This is a genomic window from Daejeonella sp. AP26 (assembly GCF_056680515.1).
Genome location: NZ_CM155286.1, coordinates 4,481,683 through 4,502,959, shown reverse-complemented (window position 1 = coordinate 4,502,959; position 21,277 = coordinate 4,481,683). Strand labels below are relative to the sequence as shown.

Here is a 21,277-nt window from a genome sequence, read left to right as displayed (position 1 = left end):
AATTTTTAAAATATGAATACGACAACAGTAGAAGAAACCAAGGCACCTATTATTTTATCAACCGGAATTTATGACCTTCTGAAAAACCACTTGCGTACCCGTAAACTAAGCAGGTACAATGAAGACAAGCTGATTCTGGAACTCAAGTCGGCCAAACAGGTATTACATAAAGAACTGCCAGAAGATGTAGTAACTGTTGACAGGGCTGTCCGGGTGAAAGAACTTGAATCGGGACAAGAATACACTTATAACCTTGTAGCTCCAGCTAAGGCTAAGCAGAAGAATAAAACTATTTCTATACTATCCCCTATTGGTGTGGCCGTACTTGGCTATGTTGAAGGTGCCGAAGTGAAATGGGAAATGCCTGAAGGTATAAAATCATACCGCATTGAGTCGGTAACTAAGTTATAATAGTGCAAAGCAGCATCCACTTACAAGTGGATGCTGCTTTGTTTTAATGCCCCCAAATTCTTTGACCTTACCTCCTACACCCTCCTTCAACCTATTTTTTAAACTATGGGAACTAATGACCATAGACCTGACTAGCTATAATTAAAAGCGGCCTCCGAATCTTTCAGTTAATCCGGAGGTCGGGCGTCGAAGTGTCTAACACACCGCAATGTTCGGCTTTCGTTGGAGTGAAGAATCTCCATATTCACCGACTGCTGTGGTGATCGGTCCAATGTATAACCTTATGTTCTTCATTGGTCCTGTTTATTCATAGGGTATGTAGGGTCATTCTCGGGATTTGCTCCTTGCCCCCAGCCTTTGATATTCTTCCGCTGGTCTTCCCAATTAACATCGCCGACCTAATGCGGTTTTGAAGAATTGGATATTCAGGTATTTAACGAATCTCCGGAAAATACGTGTAATCTATCGTAAGCTGAACGTCAGCAAGCTGCATGCTAGCAACTACTGGTTGACAAAAAGATCGTTCAAACTAATTTAATGCCGTATCATTGCTCGCCAATAATTTTTACTATTTGACTATGAGTGATACCTACACAGCCATTGATTTTGAAACTGCACACGGTAAGCGTTGGAGTATTTGCCAGGTTGGGCTTGTAAGGGTAGAGAAAGGAGTTGTCACAGCACAAGTTAACCAATTGGTATGCCCGCCAGATAACTATTATTTTTACAGGAATACGGAAGTTCATGGGATTAGAGCAGAACATACTTTAAGATCACCAAACTTCCATGATGTATGGTCCCAACTTAGGCCGTTTATTCACAATCAAACGGTGGTTGCGCATAACGGAGCTTTTGATTTCAGCTGTCTGTCGCAAACTTTAGATTACTACCGTTTGCAGCAGCCCGAATATAATAAGATGTGTACCTATAAGATCTTCAAAAAGAAACTCGCAACTCTATGCATGGAACACCGGATCGAGCTTAAACACCACGATGCTTTGAGTGACGCTATGGCTTGTGCACACCTTTACCGTATACACCTGTCTAGGGTTTAGGTGTGGAGACTACACCCCCGCATTGAAGGTCATTACAAAACTGGTTCCTGAGCCTTCAATAGTTTGAACCTGTATTGTTCCTTTGTGGAGATGCATGATCTGTTTGCAGAGATTTAACCCTATCCCTGTGCCATTCTTCTTGGTACTGAAGAAAGGAATGAAGATCTGGTCTAGCAACTCAGGAGGCACTCCATGGCCATTGTCAGTCACCTTTAAAACACATTTTTTCTGCTGGTCGGCGGAGGCTGACAATACGATCCGGGGATGTTCTGTGCCCTTAACGGCTTCCATGGCATTTAATATCAAGTTGATAAGAACCTGTTCTACAAGGTTACTGTCAGCAAGGATTTTGATGTTGGGATCTTTTAATACTATTTCAAGCTCTATATTCCGTCCGGATAATGTTGGTATCATCAGGCTATGCTGATTTTCAAACAAGTCACGAACATAGATCTCGTTTAAGACCAAAGAGTTGATACGGTTTAAATTCCGGTAGGTATCAGCAAATTTCAACAAGGCCTCGCTTCGTTTTCGAATAGTATCAATACCTATTTCCAAATCTTCGCGGTAAGACGGCTGCACCTCATGGTGTTCAAGTGAGTATTGCAGGCGACTTTTTAAGGTATTAGCGAGGGATGAAATCGGGGCAATGGAGTTCATGATCTCATGGGTCATCACACCTAGTAAGCGTGTCCAGGCATTAGCTTCCGTTTCATCAAGCGCTTCATTTATATTTTGCAGGCTAAGTAACTTGAAATGTTTATCTTCTATTTGAAACATTGTAGCAGATAGCAATAACTTAACACTCTGCTTATTTACTTTGGCCGTATAAATTTTCGAATCTCCTATCTTAATATCGCTCAACTCGTAATATAAATCAGGATTTCTTTTTTCGATCGCATGAACATTCTTAAAATGCGGCAGGTTTAGCATCTTTTTCAAAGCGTCGTTCATCCAGGCAATTTCACCTGTCTCCGTTTCATAAGAAATAATTCCAGTACCTACTACTTCAAGGATATGCTGCAAGTAATGATAATGTGTCTCCTTTTCCCGTGATATTCGCTTGAAGGTATCCGTTATTATATTGAAAGAAAGCCTTAACGGTTGTAGTTCAGCGGCAGATCGCTTCACATCGAAGTGCCTCGAAAAATCACGGTAAAACATGGCTTCGGAGAATTCTTCCAGTTCACGGTAAACCCGTTTCTGATTTGCGAAAAGCTCGTACAACTGGTATAAAAACAGGAAAGCTGGAATGTAGAGATAGTTAGACTGCCTGCCGTAAATTAAATAAGCTATTATAGCCATTGTCAAAACCAGCAGGCTGATCCTTATACCCAGCTTGATCTCGTATTTTCTAAATGTCATATTTGCTTAACCTTCTGTACAAAGCGGTACGTGTAATTCCCAATTCTTTAGCGGCTTTGGAAATATTGCCTTGATTCTGTTCAATTACCCGCAATATGGTATTCCGTTCAATTGCGCTTAGCTTCGACTCGGAGGCTTGATGATTTTCAGGAGCCTGCTGCTCAATAGGTGAAAAGATAAGGTCTTTACCTTCCAGCACGTCTCCCTCGGACATGATAATTGCCCGCTCAATCGTGTACTGAAGCTCGCGGACGTTTCCGGGATAGTGATAGTTCAGCAATTTATCTTCAGCTTTTTTATCAAATTGAAGGGGGGACTTTAAATATTTCCGCCCGTATATACGGCTAAAATGATTGGCTAATAACAGTATATCATCTTTCCGGTCTCTTAAAGGGGGAACTATGATCTCAACCGTATTAATTCGGTAGACCAAATCCTTTCTAAAACGGTTTTCATTGGCCAGATCTTTCAGGGAGACGTTGGTGGCGCATATTAGACGAATATCCACTTCTACCGGCTGATTGGCCCCAAGCCGGGTGACCTGGCGGTTTTGAAGCACGCTTAAAAGCTTAGCCTGCTGATGTAAGGAGATATTCCCGATTTCGTCCAAAAATAAGGTACCTGAATCAGCCGCTTCAAAACGTCCCATCCTGTCTTCCCGCGCATCAGTAAAAGCACCCTTTTTATGACCAAAGAGCTCACTTTCAAATAAGCCTTCCGATAATGCTCCAACATCTACTTTGACATAGGGGTTTGCCGACCGCCTGCTTTGTTGATGAATAGCTTTAGCGATCAGATCTTTCCCTGTACCGTTTTCTCCAAGAATAAGAATGTTCGCATCAGTTGGTGCTACTTTTCGAATCTTGTGAAATATTTCAAGCATGGGTTCAGACTCCCCCAGAAGTTCGTTGTCGTTGGAGGCATTTCTTTTAGAAAAATGATCAGGGCTTGTCTTAACCGTTTTATCGAGCACCTCGGCTATTGTTTTTAACAATATTTCATTATGCCATGGCTTTACCAGGAAATCATCAGCACCTTCTTTTAAGGAGCGTACCGCAAGATTAATATCGCCGTAAGCGGTGATCATAATAATAGCAGCATCACTTTTCTGCTCCTTGACTTTTCGGAGCCAGAAAAGCCCTTCATTTCCGGTGTTGATGGACGTATTGAAATTCATATCCAGCATGATCAGATCAAAAGTTTTTGATTTGATCTGCTTTAGAATATTTTCCGGATTCCGTTCCGTGACTACCTCTTTGACTTCGGTTTTTAATAATAATCTTACGGCAGTGAGTACATCCTGATCATCGTCAACTACAAGTATGGAGGCGTTTTTTAATTTCATGGAAGGACAGTAGTTAGTAGTTAGTAGTTAGACCCGCACACGACTAAGATCTGGTTATACAGCAACTATACCAGCTCTTTAATTTTCTGAAGCAGAGTGATTTAACGGCTACACTCCCTACCATATGTATCGAAACCGAACACCAGTTGTAATGCAAGCGAACAACTCACAAGTGGATACAACTGCAAAGTATTGATTATGAGCATTTTGGGTTTATGGCATTTTATTGATTAAGAGAATGGTACTGGTCAACAATGGTTGTAATCCGTATAAAAATAAAAAATTAAAGTGGATAGAGTTATTGAAAAGAAGAAATGGACTAACAGGCGGATCATAACGCTGACTGGTATAGCCCTTTTAGTTATTTTGATGGTAAGTGCCTTTTATTTCACTTCCGGGAAGTCAAAGCTAAACGTAGAAAAGGAAAAGATAACGATATCAGAAGTCGTCAAAGGGCCGTTCCAGGAGTTCATACCCGTGAATGGGATTGTGATGCCTTTAACTACCATTTATCTGGACGCCACAGAAGGCGGAAGAGTAGAAGAGATCTATGCAGAGGATGGTAGTTTCCTGAAAAAAGGGCAACCCATTCTCAGATTATCCAATTCGGATCTTGAATTAAGTCTTGCGAACCAGGAAACGGCGGTTTTCGATGTGCTCACGCAAATGCAGAATACCCGGAATAACTCGGATCAAAATACGATCAGGCAGCTAAACCAGCTTGCAGAAGTAGAGAATGCTCTGGCAGAAGCCGAACGTCTTTACAAGCTCAATAAACTTCTTTTCCAGGAGAAGGCAATCGGCTCGCAGGAATTCAAATCGTCTGAGAATAATTATAAATACCAGGTGCGTCGTCTTAACCTAACCCGTGAAACCTTAAAAAAAGACTCATCCTCAGGTAAGCAGCAGGTGAGCCAGATGCAGCAATCATACAGCCGGATGCAAAATGCGTTATCGCTGATGCGCCGTAAAGTAGGCGACCTGATTGTGCGCGCACCTGTGGACGGTCAGCTTACCTCGCTGGACGCCGAAATAGGTCAGTCAAAAAATAAAGGAGAACGCCTTGGACAGGTGGATGTGATTTCAGGATATAAAGTTCGGGCAGATATTGATGAGCATTATATCTCCAGGATCTTCACTGATCTGGAGGGTATTTTCACGTTGAACAGCACGGATTACAAGCTGCGGGTTCGCAAGATATACACACAGGTTAACAATGGTCGGTTCCAGGTGGATCTGGAATTCGTAGGTGAAGTTCCTAAGGGTATCCGGCGGGGACAAAGCCTTCAGGTGCGCTTATCCTTAAGCGACGAAACACAAGCGGTGTTGGTAGCTAAAGGTGGCTTCTATCAGCAAACCGGAGGCAACTGGATCTACAAGATCAGTGAAGACGAAACAAAAGCATACAAAGCAGAAATACAGCTAGGACGTCAGAACCCAGATTATTACGAAGTGCTGAAAGGATTAAAACCAGGTGATAAAGTAGTGTCGTCGAGTTATGAGAATTATGGAGATAACCAGGAGTTAATGTTGAAATAGCTGAGAGCTATCAGCCATCAGCTTTCAGCCCCTCGAGTTATCTGAGAGGATGATAGTTTGATAGAATAGGCATATATCATTTTTTTAATCTGAATGAGGTCATCCTCAAGTTCTTTAAATAGTTGCTCTGAAATATAGTTAAGATCTCTGCTGAGTATCAGTTGATAATGAAGTTCGGAGGCAGAACCAGATGAAATTATGAGGAATCGTTTCAATTCGGGCAAAGTATCCCGACCGCAGCCTTCAGCAATATTTGTAGGGACGGATGCAGAAGAACGCCTGATTTGCGAGACTAAACCGAAGATTTCCTCTTTAGGGAATGCTCGAGTGATCTTATAGATTTTTAATGTGACCTGATGGCTCCGTTGCCAGATTGAAAGCTGCTGAAAGTCGCGCATAAAATAGATTTATACTAATATAATTAAAAGATAAAATATCGGTCAGGCTAATAACTCAAAGCTGAAAGCTGACTACTGATAGCTAAAAACTTAAACAAATATTTACACCGTAACGGTCTAAGCTGACTGCTGAAAGCTGATTACTGATAGCTTAAAAACATGATCAAAATAACTGACCTGGAAAAAATCTACCGTACGGAAGACATTGAAACGGTAGCCCTGAATAAACTCTCATTTGAGGTTAAAGAGGGAGAATTTGTAGCCATTATGGGTCCTTCGGGATGTGGCAAATCTACGCTGTTAAATATCCTGGGTCTGCTTGATGACCCCGATGGCGGCAGCTTTATGTTTAACAGCGAAGAGATCGCTCACTACTCTGAAAGCAAGCGAGCACAGATCAGGAAGCGAAATATTGGCTTTGTGTTTCAGAGCTTTAACCTGATTGATGAGCTGACCGTGTTTGAGAACGTTGAACTTCCTCTGATCTACCTGAACATGAAAGCTTCTGAGCGCAAAGAAAAAGTCGAAGAAGTTTTAAAAAAAATGCAGGTTATGCACCGCCGTAATCACTACCCGCAGCAATTGTCGGGTGGTCAGCAGCAGCGGGTTGCGGTGGCCAGGGCAGTGGTGAACAATCCCAAGCTGATCCTCGCAGATGAGCCGACAGGGAATCTGGACTCTTCAAACGGAAATGAGGTAATGCAGTTGCTTACAGATCTGAATGAACAGGGAACTACTATTATAATGGTTACCCACTCGGAACACGACGCTCGTTATAGCCACCGTATTATCCGCCTGCTTGACGGACAGATGGTGATGGAGAATGCGTTGCTATAGCTGAGAGCTTTTTGGCCATCAGCTTTCAGCCATCAACTAATGGTTTGAGAGAAAGCTATTCGTAAAGTGTTATCAGTTATAAAAGTAGAAGCACTTTTCTCCTAACAAATCGAAAATACCAATACCTTCAGCTGAAGCTGAAAGTTAAATAGAATTGATTTACAAATCCTGCTGAAAGCTAATTGCAGACCGGTTCAGACAGGAGATATCAAAAAGTCCTGAAGTCGAAAGTATGAGTACGGTGATGTTGAGCTTTAACGAGCCGGGATGGGTAGCCCTGGATTACACAGACGATAACAGGCACAATCGTCGTTTCAGACTGAATTCAGTTGATGCGGAATTTTTACCGACAATGGATATTAAATTAATTTCTGGCCGCAATTTTTCAAAAGAAAATCCCGCCGATATTGAAAACTCTATGATTGTCAACGAGTCACTCGTTAAGGATTATGGCTGGAAAGATCCAATTGGCAAGAAATTACCTGGTGCGTTTCCACAAACTATCATTGGCGTTGTAGAGGATTTTAACTATGAATCTCTGCACACTCCGGTAAAGCCTCTTATGTTGGTTATGAAACGAGATTCAGCATTCCACGCAGCAGAAAATATTATGTTTAGTGCGTCGACGAAGCCCAGGATGCTGGTGCGGTTGAAAGAAGGTAATTTGCAATCGCAGGTTGCTATGCTCGAAGATGTGTGGAAAAAAGTAGCTCCAAATCAGGACTTTGAATACACATTCTTGGATGAATCAATTAGTAATCAGTACCGCCAGGAAGCACGCATAAGCACGATCGTTAACGTTGCATCAGGTTTATCAGTATTTATTGCATGCCTGGGTCTGTTCGGGCTAGCCACCCTCATTGTCAGCCGCCGCACCAAAGAGATTGGAATCAGGAAAGTGCTTGGCGCAAATACCCCGGCAATAGTGCTGCTCTTATCCAAAGATTTCGTATTGCTGGTTTTTATCGCGGCGCTTATTTCCTTTCCAGTTGCCTGGTGGGCTTTGGACGACTGGCTTCGCGATTTCGCATACCGGGTAGAAATTAGCTGGTGGGTATTTCTGGCGGCCGGCGCTGCAACCTTGCTGGTGGCGCTGTTCACTGTGAGTTTACAAACTGTCAAAGCAGCTAGGAGAAATCCCGTTAATAGTTTAAGAACGGAGTAGCTGTCAGCCATCGGTAGTCAGTAATCAGCTTTAAAGAAACTCGACAAAAGAATTATTCACTACAAAGAAATTTAAAAAAGAGAACGAAAAATCTGCAACGGAACTAATAATATCTGCTTAGGCTGATACTTCATTGCTGAAAGCCGATAGCTGAGATAATCATAATACAGAATCGAACTGATTGCTGACAGCCGAAAGCTGAAAGCCAAAATTTAATGCTATGTTCAAAAACTATTTAAAAACCGCATTAAGAAACCTCTGGCGTTACAAAGGTTTCAGCCTGATTAACATCTCCAGCCTGGCTATTGGCCTTACCAGCTGCCTTATTATCGGGCTCTTCGTTTGGGATGAGTTACAATATGACAAATTCGTAAAAGACCGGAATAATATTTATAGAATTTATACTGAAAATACAAGCGAAACCGGTAATACAACTACTGCAAGTGTAGCTCCAATGATGGCCACTTACCTGCAGGCCACCTATCCTGAGGTACTTACGACTATGAGATTGCTCATGTTTAACGGTAAAGCCCTGATGGAGGTGAACGGAATCAGTTCCTATGAGAATAACGCATTAATAGCCGACTCGTCGTTCTTCAGCGTTTTTCCACTGAAGTTTTTAAAAGGAGATCCTAAAACTGCTTTACAAGGAGCAACATCTGTAGTAATATCTGAAACCCTGGCTAAGAAATATTTTTCCAATACAAACCCTATCGGCAAGATCATTAAGATCGATAAAACTGACTATGCTGTTAAAGGAGTACTCGCCAGGATTCCGGAACATTTTCACCTGGACGTGGAATATATTCTTCCAATGCCGGCTGCAGGAATAGAAAAGGAACAAATGGAAAGATGGACCTGGAACCAATTCTTTACTTACGTGAAATTAAAGCCGGGAACTAATGTTCAACTTTTACAGAGCAAATTTCAGGATGCTGTTAAAAAAATCGTCCATCCCCAATTAGCTGGTGAGGGATCTACCTTCCTTCCTTTCTTCCAGCCATTAAAAGACATTCACCTGAAGTCATCGGAATTCATCTACGACAATGCAAAGAGGGGTAACTCGGTCTACGTCAAAGGCTTGACGATTATAGTCTTTTTTGTACTTATAATCGCCTGCTTTAACTTCATAAACCTTGCTACCGCACGATCTTTCAGACGAGCCAAAGAGATCGGGGTTCGCAAGGTAATCGGGGCAGCACGCCGCCAGCTAATCTTTCAGTTTACCGGCGAGACGATCTTATTTTCGCTCCTTGCGGTTATCATTGCCGTGATAGCCACATTTCTCCTGCTGCCGTCGCTAAACACATTTACCGGAAAATCGATTTCATTTAATCCCATAACTGATCCTGCCATGGGTTTGCTTCTGCTGGCAGCTGCAGTCATGATCGGCATTCTAGCCGGTATCTATCCCGCGCTTTTCATGTCTGGATTCCAGCCGATAAGAGTCTTGAAAGGTCTACAACCTGTAAGCCGGGCCGGAGCTTCAGTGGGTTTACGGGAGGCGCTTGTTATGGTACAATTTACATTGTCGGCTCTACTGATCATTTCTACTGTCGTCGTGTACAAACAAATGAACTTCCTGCAACAGAAAGACCTTGGTTTTAACAAAAACCAGATTTTGTACTTTGACTTGCCGGGCGAGATGGCCACGCATCCGGAAACGCTGAAGGCAGAGTTGCAACGATCGGCCGGAGTGGTTTCTGTGACCGCAGGTTATGGCCTGCCGGGCGATCAGCTAGCCGGTGAACAGGTATTGATCCCGGGCGAAGAAGGAGAAAAGAAACAAAATGTGACTCTTTTCATCGTTGACCACGATTATATAAATACCATGGGCTTGCAGATTATCAAAGGCCGGAACTTCTCAAAGAAATTCGCAACGGATATAGATGAAGCCTTTATCATCAATGAGACGGCCGTCAAAGAAATGGGCTTTAAGACTGCAGAGCAAGCTATCGGTCAACGAATAAATTGGGATAAGTGGGTGCCTGACTCTATCAATCCCGTAAAGAAAGGAAAGGTTGTGGGTGTCGTGAAAGATTTCCATTATAAAAGCCTGCATGAGAAAGTCCGCCCGGCTGTTCTGCAGATTTATCCGGAAGTGAATGTGAAGATGGCTCTGAAGGTTAAACAGGAGGATTTGCCTAAAACATTGGAATACATTAAAACAACCTGGACCAAGTTCTCACCAGCCTATCCGCTGGATTACAAGTTCCTGGATGAGAATTTTGAAGCCATGTACCAGTCGGAACAAAAGCTGAGCACCCTTCTTTGGATCTTCACGTTGATGGCTATACTGGTGGGTTGCCTCGGGTTATTCGGTTTGGCAGCGTTCAATGCTGAGCAAAGAACCAAAGAGATTGGCATTCGCAAGGTACTTGGAGCAACTGCTACTGATATTGTCGCAATGCTGTCTAAAAAATTCCTGCAGCCCGTTTTGATCGCATCCCTGATTGCCTTCCCGGTTGCCTGGTGGCTGATGAAAAGCTGGCTGGATGACTTTCCTTACCGCATAGAAATCACGGCATGGATCTTTATCCTGACTGGTCTGGCTTCATTGCTTATTGCTTTCATCACCGTAAGCTTTCATGCGGTCAAAGCCGCCGTTTCAAACCCAGTGAAAAGTTTGAGGACAGAGTGAAAGACAGCTGTGAGGTAAAAGGAATGGGAAATAAGGGACGATGGTCCTAAAAATTGAGAATCGGTAATACTTGTGTTCAAGAAAGAATTGAAGCAAATAAAAAATACAATTTAAACTATCTGCCTTCAGCTGACAGCCGATGACTGATAGCTAACAGCTCACAGCCATGTTCAAAAACTATTTATTGCTCGCCTTGAGGAATCTCAAAAAACAAAAGGGTTTCACGATTATCAATATCGCTGGATTGACTGTCGGAATAACTAGTTGCCTGGTGATATTCTTGTTTGTACAACATGAATTCAGCTATGACAACTTTCATAAGGAAGGCAAAGATATCTACCGCGTTATGCGGGTCGCCGATCGTAACGGAAGCAGGGAGAGTATCCCTTATCTTTCCCCACCCTGTGCTACGGCTCTTAAAAACGACTACCCCGATGCCATAAAAAGAGCTGTTAGAATAATGCCTTCCGGCGGACTGGTAAGTTATAAAAATGCCGCATTCACAGAAAAAAGGCTGTATTATAGCGATGCTGATTTCTTCGAGCTTTTTGATTTTAAACTAATTAGAGGAAACAAAAGAGATGTTCTTATGGAACCTCGAAATGTGGTACTTACTGAATCAACAGCCCGGAAATATTTTGGCGATGAGGATCCGATGGGAAAAGTGATTACCGTGGATAAACAGCTCCAACTGAAGGTAAGCGGAATTTCGGAAGACGTACCTGCCAACTCTCATTTGAACTTCGACCTTGTCGTTCCTATTTCTAATTTCAGTGCCGCCGACTGGTTTCAGGTGTGGAATAATAACAATCTCTTCACGTATGTACAGTTGAATGAGACGACTGATAAGAATGTATTAACCCAAAGCTTCCCGGCATTCATGGATAAATATATGGGTGCCGAACTCGCTGCTGCTGGTGGAAAGACAGGGCTGGGATTAAATCCCCTGCGGGACATTTATTTTGAAGAGGCCGGCCCATGGGATAACGTTAAGCATGGCAATGAAAATGTTGTTTATATTTTTATGTGTATCGCCTTTCTAATCCTGTTCATAGCCTGTATTAACTTCATGAATCTGGCCACTGCGCGCGCCACAGAACGCTCGAAGGAAGTCGGACTACGCAAGGTACTCGGCGCCGTCCGGTCTCAGCTGGTTATACAGTTTATGGGCGAATCTATTTTGCTGGCGACGATCTCCGGTGTACTTGCCTTATTGATGCTGCAGCTTTTAATGCCGGCATTCAATTCTATGTTGGGCTATACTCTTCCCGGCTATTGGAGCAATCCGTTCTTATATATTTTTACCGGCGCTATCATCTTAATCGTTGGCCTGCTTGCGGGAAGTTACCCTGCCCTCCTACTATCATCTTTTTCACCAATCGAATCCCTGAAAGGTAAGCTGAAGCTGGGCACTGGCGGTGCCTTATTTAGAAAGGCGCTGGTGGTATTCCAGTTCAGTTGCACAGTCTTACTAATAATTGGAATGATGATCATAGGAAGCCAGATGGATTATGTACGTAACAAAGACTTGGGCTTTGAAAAGGAACGGTTGGTTGTCGTCAAACTAGATAACGATGAGATCTGGACAGGCCGAGAACGGCTTAAACAGCAGCTTCAAAACCTTCCAATGGTAGAGAATGTATCCCTGATGTCAGGCGAACCGGGCGGGTTCCATGATAACTTTAGCTTTGAAGTAGACGGTAAGCCTTCAGAAGAATGGCAATTCCGTACTGTATTTGCCGATTTTGAATATATTAATACGCTTGGCTTAAAACTGCTGGCGGGCCGGAATTTCTCAGCAAGCTTTCCGACTGATTCTTCCAGGGCAATGATCATCAATCGCGCTGCAGCTATCAAGCTGGGACTAACACCCCAGGAGGCAGTGGGCACACAAATGAGAAATCTAATGCGTGATTCGATCACCCGCACGGTGGTGGGCGTCGTTGAAAACTTTCACTTTCTATCCCTGAAGGAACGGATCGAGCCAATGGTGATCGCGGGCAATCAGGACAGAAGGGTTGCGATGATAAAGCTTAAAGCCGGAGATCTGCCTTCAGCTGTACAATCCATTAAAAAAGTCTATACGGGCATAGCCTCATTATACCCGTTCGAATACGAGTTTCTTGACCAGCAATTCAATGATCAGTATCAAACCGATCTGCGCCAACAAAAGATCTTGACAGGGTTTTCAGCCATAGCCATCTTTATAGCCTGTCTAGGCTTGTTTGGCCTTGCTTCTTACACAGCGGTCAGGCGGACTAAGGAAATTGGCGTTCGTAAGGTGCTGGGCTCGTCTACGCAAAGCATCATCGTTCTGCTTTCAAAGGATCTTTTAAAACCGGTTCTCTTAGGCACATTGATCGCAATTCCACTTGGCTACGTCGCCATGAGTCAGTGGCTCCAAAGTTTCGCATACCGAACCTCATTACATTGGTGGGTTTTCGCTGGCGCAGCCATGATCGCAATGCTGATAGCCCTGGTGACTGTAAGTTTGCAGGCTGTGAAGGCGGCCAGAGCAAACCCGGTGACAAGTTTGAGGATGGAGTGAATTAGACGTCAGCGGTCAGCTTTCAGCTTCAAAGAATCACAGTCAAACGGATATCAATGCTCTGCATTGGATTCTAAAAACAAATAGCCTAAAACTATTAAGTTATGCGAATAACGAATCAACCTTCCTTAATATTTAAAAGACACAACTGTCAATATCACATTAATTTTCCAAAAAGCTGATTGCCCAAAGCTGCCAGCTGATAGCCAAAAAACCCATGCTCACAACCTATTTCAAAATCGCCATCCGCAATCTGAAAAGGCACAAGCTTTTTTCAGCGATTAATATACTCGGTCTCACCATAGGCATGGCCACATGCATGCTCATTATGCTTTATGTAAAGAATGAGCTCAGTTACGACCGTTTCAATAAAAAGGCTGACCGGATTGTTCGGGTTGCCTTCAAAGGATTGGTACAGGGCGAGAAAATGAATGAAGCTCATGTGATGCCCCCGGTTGCGCAAACGCTCCAGACTGATTATCCTGAAGTGCAGGAAGCCACTCGCTTACGGAATGGCGGCTTTCCACGAATCGCATACGGGGAAAAGTCATTTCGGGAGGATGCACTTGCCTTTGCGGATTCTAATATTTTTGAAGTCTTTACACTGCCGCTTCTAAAGGGAGATCCTAAAACTGCGCTTTTGGAACCCAATACAGTAGTAATTTCAAGAGACATTGCTGACAAATACTTTGGCACCGAGAATCCGATCAACAAAACACTCACCCTTGATTCCGACCGCGGCTTTAAAGTAACAGGAGTAATGGAAGATATTCCGAAGAATTCACATTTCCACTTTGACCTTTTCGCCTCGATGGCCAGCCTGCCCGAAGCAAGAGAACAATCGTGGATGACCTCCGAATTCTTTACCTATCTGGTGTTGCCGGAGGGTTATAATTATAAAAAACTGGAAGACAAGTTACCACAAGTGGTAGAAAAGTATATGGGACCACAACTGCAAAAGTCTATGGGAATAACCTTCTCAGAATTTAAGCAGAAGGGCAATCAGTTAGGTCTCGTTCTTCAACCGCTGACCGATATCCATTTGAAGTCTAATTTTTCATATGATCTTGATGCGGCCGGAAATATCCAATATGTATATATCTTCACGGTCATTGCGTTATTTATGCTCCTTATCGCATGTATTAACTTTATCAATCTTTCGACTGCGGCAGCCTCTAAAAGGGCGAAAGAAGTGGGCATCAGAAAAGTACTGGGTTCGGAAAGAATCCAGCTTATTAGTCAGTTCCTCACCGAATCAATCGTCATCACATTTATCGCACTAGCCCTGGCAGTCATTTTTGTAAAAATTGTAATACCCCTATTTAATGAACTTTCAGGAAAGGAACTGGATCTGCAGCTTACTTCCGATCCCTGGATATTACCGGCCATTTTGTTGACCGGTTTAGTGACCGCTGCTTTTGCCGGAAGCTACCCGGCAATCTTCCTTTCTTCCTTTAAACCGGTCACCGTCTTGAAAGGCAAAATACTAGCTGGGAAAAATGGCATTAGCCTTCGCAGCGGCTTGGTAGTATTTCAATTCTTTATTTCTGTCTCTTTGATTATAGGCACTGTTGTGGTGTTTAAGCAACTGCAGTATATAAAGAACAAAAGTCTTGGTTATAATAAAGAACAGGTTTTAATATTGCGAGAGACTGGCCGTCTTGGAGAGAAGGAAGATATCTTACGCGAGCAACTTCTGCAGGATACCCGAGTCTTAAGCGTCAGTAATTCAGGCTACCTTCCAGCGGGACCAACAAATAATAACAACTTTTTTGTCTATCCGGGCGATGAAAACGCGTTAGAACAGGTAAAAACCCTACGGTATGATGTCGATGACCAGTATATTCCAACACTAGGGATCAATTTACTTGCAGGCCGCAACTTTTCAAAAGAATTGGCAACCGATTCCACTGCGGTTATCATCAACGAGACTGCCGTAAGATCATTTGGATGGGGAAAGAACCCCATTGGAAAAACTTTAAGCACGGCTAACAATAACAGTTCGAGAACGACCTATCAAGTGATCGGAGTAGTGAAAGACTTTCATTTTAAATCTCTGCATGAACGGATTTCTCCCCTGGTAATGGTCTTAGGGCAAAGTGATGGTTTGATTGTGAAATTTAAAACAAAAGATATTGCAGGATTATTGGCAACAGTCAAAAAGCGCTGGGCTGATCTGAGTCCTGATGAGCCTTTTAGCTACTCATTCCTCGATGAAAATTTCCGAAGAAGTTATGAATTCGAACAAAAGGTCGGTCAGATTCTCGCCATATTTGCCGGACTTACCATTTTAGTGGCCTGCCTCGGTTTATTAGGACTGGTTACTTTTGCTACCGAACAGCGAATTAAAGAGATTGGTATTCGCAAAGTATTGGGAGCTTCTATTGCAGATATAGTTAAACTTTTGTCGAAAGACTTTTTTAAATTGATCCTACTGGCGAACGTACTAGCCTGGCCTGTGGCATGGTGGATCATGAATACATGGCTTAATGATTTTGCTTACCGGATAAACATCAACGCAGGAATTTTCCTGGCTTCAGGAGCACTAACCATTTTGATTGCTCTCCTAATAATTGGAATCAAAGCAGTGAAAGCAGGGAAGGCCAATCCAGTGGATAGTTTGAGAACAGAGTGAGAGGGAGCGGTCAGCTTTCCAAGCGGTAAGATGTCAGCTTTCAGCGCATCTCCTAACTGAGGATTTATAAAAAGGCATCACTTATTTTCATAACCACAAACTTACCGGATAACTGAGAGCTGATACATGACACCTATTACCTAATACTTAGTACCTATTAATTGATACCTGACACTGATGCCCGATAGCCTTAGAATGTAACACTAACGTGCAACAGGTGTTCGGAAGTGACCAACTCAGAAAGACCAACCAATGATATACTACTGAAAATCAACATCTTATACAAATGGCACAAAAGTATATAGACCATGCTGACTTGATACATAATACTTAACACCTAATCCCTAATCCCCCATGTTAAGAAACTATTTCAAAACCGCTATCAGAAACCTTGTTAAGCATAAGGTATTCTCTTTTATCAATGTTTTTGGACTAGCCCTGGGAATTGCGGCCTGCCTGCTACTGCTTCAGTATGTGCGTCTTGAACGCAGTTACGACCAATTTCAGTCAAACGGTGAACGTATTTACAGGGTACAGCAAGACCGTTATAATGAAGGCAAACTAAGCACCCAATGGGCTGCCGGGGCGGCAGGAATAGGTCCGGATGTGAAAGAAGCAATTCCTGAAGTTGAAACATTCGCCAAGCTCTACCATACCAGCGATGTGATTAGCTACAAGGATAAGAAGTTCAGGGAGGAAAAAATGTATTTCGCCAATGATGCCTTTCTCCCGATGTTTTCTTACAAGGCTTTAAAAGGTCAGACAAAAGGCGCATTAGCTGAACCTAATACCGCAGTTATTACCGAGTCCGCTGCAAAAAAATATTTTGGAGAAGAAGATCCTATAGGTAAAGTTATTAGCTATAATAAGAAACAGGATTTCAAGATCACTGCTGTGGTTGAAGATTTGCCTTTCAATACACATCTTAAATTTGAAATCCTGTTGTCCTTCGAAACCTATGTAAAATTGGCCGGCCCTGACGCCAATACCACCTGGAACTGGGATGGCTTTTACACTTACCTCCTGTTAAAACCTCAGGCGGATCCTAAAGTGGTTGAAAAGAAGATAGCTAATCTTATTGATGTAAAGTTCGGAAAAGAGCTGAAGGAAGGCAATGCCGGACTGGTTTTAAAGCTTCAGCCGTTGAAAGATATCCACTTGAACTCCAACTACATGATGGAAGCCGAAGTGAACGGCAATGGGCAGGCGGTAAACTTCTTAACGGTAATCGCCATATTTATTATAATCATAGCGTGGATAAACTACATCAACCTGAGTACCGCCCGGTCATTGGAAAGAGCCAAAGAGGTCGGGATCCGTAAAGTTCTGGGTTCATACCGCGGGCAGCTCATCCGCCAGTTTTTATTAGAGTCGTTCCTGATCAACTTCTTCGCGGTTATGCTGGCATTGTTAATCATAGTGCTCACCCTACCCCTGTTCAATGCACTTACGGGTAAAGACATCAGCTTCGCACTGCTTACCGACATGATGTTCTGGATCACTTTATCCATTATTTTCTTTGCCGGAACATTCATGTCAGGCCTCTATCCCGCGTTTGTCCTTTCTTCCTTTAAGCCGGTTGAGGTGCTGAAAGGCAAACTCGTTAAAACGACTCATGGCGCCTTGCTACGCCAAAGCCTTGTGGTTATACAATTTGCAGCGTCAGTTGCATTAATGGTTGGCACTTATGCAGTATATCGCCAATTAAACTATATGCAAAGCCAGGATCTCGGTGTTAAGATAGATAAAACTCTGGTGCTGCGTGGACCGAATGTCAGAGATTCGACCTATACAGGCAAATTGAATTCCTTCAAAACCGAAATGCTAAACGTCCCCGGGATAAATAAGCTCACTGCTTCCACCGAGATTCCAGGTAATAAGGTAAAGTGGAATGCCGGCGGAATCCGATTGGTAGGAAGCGACCCTAATAAAACGAATCAATACCGGATCATCGGAATTGATTATGATTTTATCGACGCCTATGGATTGAAAGTGCTGAAAGGAAGAAACTTTTCTGAGCAATATGGTACCGATCCGAAGGCTGTGCTCTTTAATGAGGTGGCTGTCAAACTAATGGGTTTCAATAAACCTGAAGATGCGCTAAATAAGGAAATAGACTTTTGGGGAGAGCAGTACAAAATTGTGGGAGTTGTTTCTAATCATCACCAGGAATCATTGAGAGAGGCTTATGACGCTTTCATATACAGGTTGATTCCAGAGAGCAACAACTATTACTCAGTTACCATCGATCCGGGAAGCAAAAACGTAAATGAAATTATTAAAGCAGCTGAGGATAAATGGGCCTCATTTTTCCCTGGAAATCCTTTTGAATATTTCTTTCTGAATGAACATTTTCAGCAACAGTACAAAGCTGACCAGCAATTCGGAAAAACCTTTGGTTTATTTGCTGTACTTGCCATTATTGTAGCCTGTTTGGGTTTATTCGGCTTGGTTTCCTTTGTTACTACACAACGGACCAAGGAAATAGGAATTCGGAAAGTTTTAGGAGCGGGAGTTCCTGGGATCCTGATGCTCCTGAGTAAGGACTTTATTAAACCCATCCTCATCTCTTTCGCTATTGCGACCCCAGTAACCTGGTATTTCCTGAATGAATGGCTTGGAAATTATGCATTCAAGATTAATATCAGTCCAATGATGTTTATCCTTCCGGCAATAAGTATTCTACTAATTTCTTTGATAACCGTAAGTGTTCAAACCATCAAAGCGGCATCTGCCAATCCTGTTAAAAATTTAAGGACAGAGTGAGTAGCAATCAGCTTTAAGCTATCAGAAATCAGCCATCAAATGCTAAAAGCGAACGCTGCGGAAACTAACGCCAACAATCTAACACCTAATACCTCAAACCTGATACCTCATACCTCAAACCTATGCTTCAACTAAACCACATCTTTCACTGGGTAAACCAGGGCGGCAAAAGAGTCTTCATCCTTAAGGACATCAATCTGCAGGTGCATAAAGGAGAATTCATATCCATTATGGGTGCTTCGGGATCAGGTAAATCGACACTGCTTCACATTCTCGGGATGATTGAGCAGCCAAATGAAGGGGATTACTTATTTAATGGAGAATCGGTGTACCAGTTGAGGGAGAAACAAAGGTCTTTATTAATGAAAGAGAACATTGGGATTGTTTTCCAGGCATACCACCTGATCGATGAACTCACCGTTTACGAAAACATTGAAACGCCGCTTCTTTACCTGAATGTTCCGACATCTGAGCGGAAGGCTCGGGTCGCAGAAATGTTGGATAGGTTCCAGATAGTAGGAAAGAAAGACCTTTTTCCAAGCCAGCTTTCCGGAGGTCAGCAGCAGATCGTGGGCATCGCCCGTGCCCTGATTATTGAACCCGCTTTATTACTGGCTGATGAACCAACCGGCAACTTAAACTCAAAACAGGGAGAGGAGATCATGAATATCTTTAAAGCGTTAAACGAGGATGGAGTAACGATCGTGCAGGTTACTCATTCCGAAAAGAATGCGGGTTATGGTAAAAGGATCATCAATCTTTCGGACGGACAAATTGAACATATATAGAATGATACCAAACAAAATGATCTTACTGGCCTGCACTTACCTGGCAAGTTTTAGTTTAGTTCTTGCACAGGAAAGTGTACCGGCCGGTACCGTTTTAACACTCGAACAGAGTGTCAACATTGCGCTGAAAAACAATCTGGAGGTACGCCAAAGTGAGCTCCAATCGCAATCAGCTTCTATTGTATTGAAGCAATCAAGGCGTGATCTGCTGCCTTCAGTGTCTGGCGCTATCGGTCATGGATTAAACCAGGGACGAAGTATAGACCCTTTCACAAACTCATATATCGACCAGAATGTAAACTTTGCCAATTATTCCTTAAGCGGCGGTATTACTTTATTTAACGGATTACTGCTCCAAAATACCATCGGGCAGAATTCACTTGCCTTTGAGGCAGCGAAGATGGAAAAACAGCAAGCCATGGAGTCACTGACCCTGGACGTGATTTTAAATTACCTTCAGGTACTATCAAATGAAGACCTATTAAACCAGGCGGCTTTGCAGGCTGGGGTGAGTAATCAGCAAGTTAAAAGATTGCAGGTATTGGATAAGGAAGGCGCCATAGCCCCTGCCCTGTTATTCGACCTGCAGGGACAGTTGGCCAACGATGAGCTGACCATAATTAATAGCCGAAATGCTTTAAATGCATCAAAACTTGCACTTGCGCAATTGATGAACGTGGAATATGATCCACAGCTAAAGGTAGCTCGTTTATCAGCCGAACAGATAAAAACTACGGGTAAGTACGGGTTCAACCCAGGCGAGATTGTCACCTCAGCGTTGAATGAGCTAGCATTAATTAAAGGGGCGGCACTCCGGCGAGAGAGCGCAGCAAAAGGTGTGCAGGTTTCAAGGGCTTTACGTTATCCTACATTGAGCTTAAACACGGACCTTTTCACTAATTATTCTTCCTTAGCTTCCGTAAACGAATTTGCAAGTATCCAGCAGGTAACAACCGACAATTTTGTAAATGTAAATGGAATGCAGTACCCCGTCATCACTCCTGAGCGCACCTTCAATTCACAAAAGATCAGGTATAACGATCAGATAAAGAATAACTTCAGTTCCTCTTTCAGTGTTAATTTACGAATTCCCATATTCAACACTGTGTATGCTAAAAGCAGGATTGCACAGGCAAAGGTTGAGTTACAAAACGCCGAACTTATTGAAGAAACAACTCAACTGCAGTTGAAGCAGGCAATAGACCAGGCCTACTTTAACATGGAAGCAGCATGGGAACGCTTAGAGGCAGTTAACAACCAGGTTGAAGCATTCCGAAAAGCTTTCAATGCCGCGGAGGTACGCTTCAATGCAGGTGCCGCTACATCGGTGGACTACTCAATCGCCAAAAACAACTTTGACAGGGCATCCATCAACCTGATCAATGCCAGGTATGATTATGTTTTGAGAACCAGAATACTGGACTATTACAGGGGAGCGCTGGAATTGTAATTGAAGGTTTCGTCGGAATTGAACTATATGGACACCGAATCGGTAGCAGCGGCCTATAGAAAAAACGCGATTGCATTAATAACGACCTTAGACCGATTAACAACTAATACAAATCAATCTGCGGAGAGTTGATTCGACTTTCCTCAAATTCTTCTATTACATCATCTAACTTCTTATTCCTGAGAAAGAGGAGAAAACATTTAATTTGCGCCTATCCCTTAAAATTGATCTGATTGATAAGGAGTATTATACCCCGTTAGGGGTAATACGTTGGTAGAAATAAATATTTATCTTAATATCCGTGCCGTTAGGTAATCGTAATTCACCTACTGAT

General features: G+C 42.9%; 14 protein-coding genes. 11 read left to right on the top strand and 3 right to left on the bottom strand.

Annotation, left to right across the window (positions count from 1 at the left end):
• Positions 1-12 precede the first annotated feature (12 nt).
• Positions 13-411, top strand: a complete 399-nt coding sequence (locus tag AC1MCB_RS19165) for a GreA/GreB family elongation factor (RefSeq protein ID WP_479966331.1) — start codon at positions 13-15, stop codon at positions 409-411.
• 578 nt (positions 412-989) lie between these two features.
• On the top strand, positions 990-1,466 hold the full coding sequence (locus AC1MCB_RS19160; protein WP_479966330.1) for an exonuclease domain-containing protein: 477 nt from the start codon (positions 990-992) through the stop codon (positions 1,464-1,466).
• A gap of 9 nt (positions 1,467-1,475) precedes the next feature.
• Here the strand turns inward: AC1MCB_RS19160 and AC1MCB_RS19155 are convergent, their stop codons facing one another.
• Together AC1MCB_RS19155 and AC1MCB_RS19150 are read right to left on the bottom strand one after the other, a co-directional pair.
• Entirely contained in the window at positions 1,476-2,831 is a 1,356-nt protein-coding gene (locus tag AC1MCB_RS19155) for a sensor histidine kinase (RefSeq protein WP_479966329.1), read from the bottom strand.
• A complete protein-coding gene (locus tag AC1MCB_RS19150; protein WP_479966328.1) occupies positions 2,821-4,176 on the bottom strand; it encodes a sigma-54-dependent transcriptional regulator in 1,356 nt (451 codons plus the stop codon). Before AC1MCB_RS19150 ends, AC1MCB_RS19155 begins: the two co-directional genes overlap by 11 nt.
• 288 nt (positions 4,177-4,464) lie before the next feature.
• On the opposite strand from AC1MCB_RS19150, the gene AC1MCB_RS19145 reads away from it, so the two are divergent.
• Entirely contained in the window at positions 4,465-5,715 is a 1,251-nt protein-coding gene (locus AC1MCB_RS19145; protein WP_479966327.1) for an efflux RND transporter periplasmic adaptor subunit, read from the top strand.
• A 17-nt stretch (positions 5,716-5,732) separates the two neighbouring features.
• Here the strand turns inward: AC1MCB_RS19145 and AC1MCB_RS19140 are convergent, their stop codons facing one another.
• The gene (locus tag AC1MCB_RS19140) at positions 5,733-6,113 is read right to left on the bottom strand and encodes a four helix bundle protein (protein ID WP_479966326.1); all 381 of its coding nucleotides are present in this window, start codon (positions 6,111-6,113) and stop codon (positions 5,733-5,735) included.
• 159 nt (positions 6,114-6,272) lie between these two features.
• On the opposite strand from AC1MCB_RS19140, the gene AC1MCB_RS19135 reads away from it, so the two are divergent.
• From AC1MCB_RS19135 to AC1MCB_RS19100, 8 genes are all read left to right on the top strand, one after another.
• Positions 6,273-6,950, top strand: a complete 678-nt coding sequence (locus tag AC1MCB_RS19135) for an ABC transporter ATP-binding protein (RefSeq protein WP_479966325.1) — start codon at positions 6,273-6,275, stop codon at positions 6,948-6,950.
• A 232-nt stretch (positions 6,951-7,182) separates the two neighbouring features.
• Complete coding sequence (locus tag AC1MCB_RS19130; RefSeq protein ID WP_479966324.1) at positions 7,183-8,115, top strand: ABC transporter permease; 933 nt, start codon at positions 7,183-7,185, stop codon at positions 8,113-8,115.
• A gap of 220 nt (positions 8,116-8,335) precedes the next feature.
• The gene (locus AC1MCB_RS19125; protein ID WP_479966323.1) at positions 8,336-10,756 is read left to right on the top strand and encodes an ABC transporter permease; all 2,421 of its coding nucleotides are present in this window, start codon (positions 8,336-8,338) and stop codon (positions 10,754-10,756) included.
• Positions 10,757-10,922: 166 nt separating this feature from the next.
• Complete coding sequence (locus AC1MCB_RS19120) at positions 10,923-13,304, top strand: ABC transporter permease (RefSeq protein ID WP_479966322.1); 2,382 nt, start codon at positions 10,923-10,925, stop codon at positions 13,302-13,304.
• Positions 13,305-13,521: 217 nt separating this feature from the next.
• Positions 13,522-15,939 (top strand): ABC transporter permease, encoded by a 2,418-nt coding sequence (locus tag AC1MCB_RS19115; protein WP_479966321.1) that lies wholly within the window; start codon positions 13,522-13,524, stop codon positions 15,937-15,939.
• A 354-nt stretch (positions 15,940-16,293) separates the two neighbouring features.
• Positions 16,294-18,705 (top strand): ABC transporter permease, encoded by a 2,412-nt coding sequence (locus AC1MCB_RS19110; protein WP_479966320.1) that lies wholly within the window; start codon positions 16,294-16,296, stop codon positions 18,703-18,705.
• A gap of 122 nt (positions 18,706-18,827) precedes the next feature.
• On the top strand, positions 18,828-19,493 hold the full coding sequence (locus tag AC1MCB_RS19105) for an ABC transporter ATP-binding protein (RefSeq protein WP_479966319.1): 666 nt from the start codon (positions 18,828-18,830) through the stop codon (positions 19,491-19,493).
• Position 19,494: 1 nt separating this feature from the next.
• Entirely contained in the window at positions 19,495-20,943 is a 1,449-nt protein-coding gene (locus AC1MCB_RS19100; RefSeq protein WP_479966318.1) for a TolC family protein, read from the top strand.
• Positions 20,944-21,277: the final 334 nt, after the last annotated feature.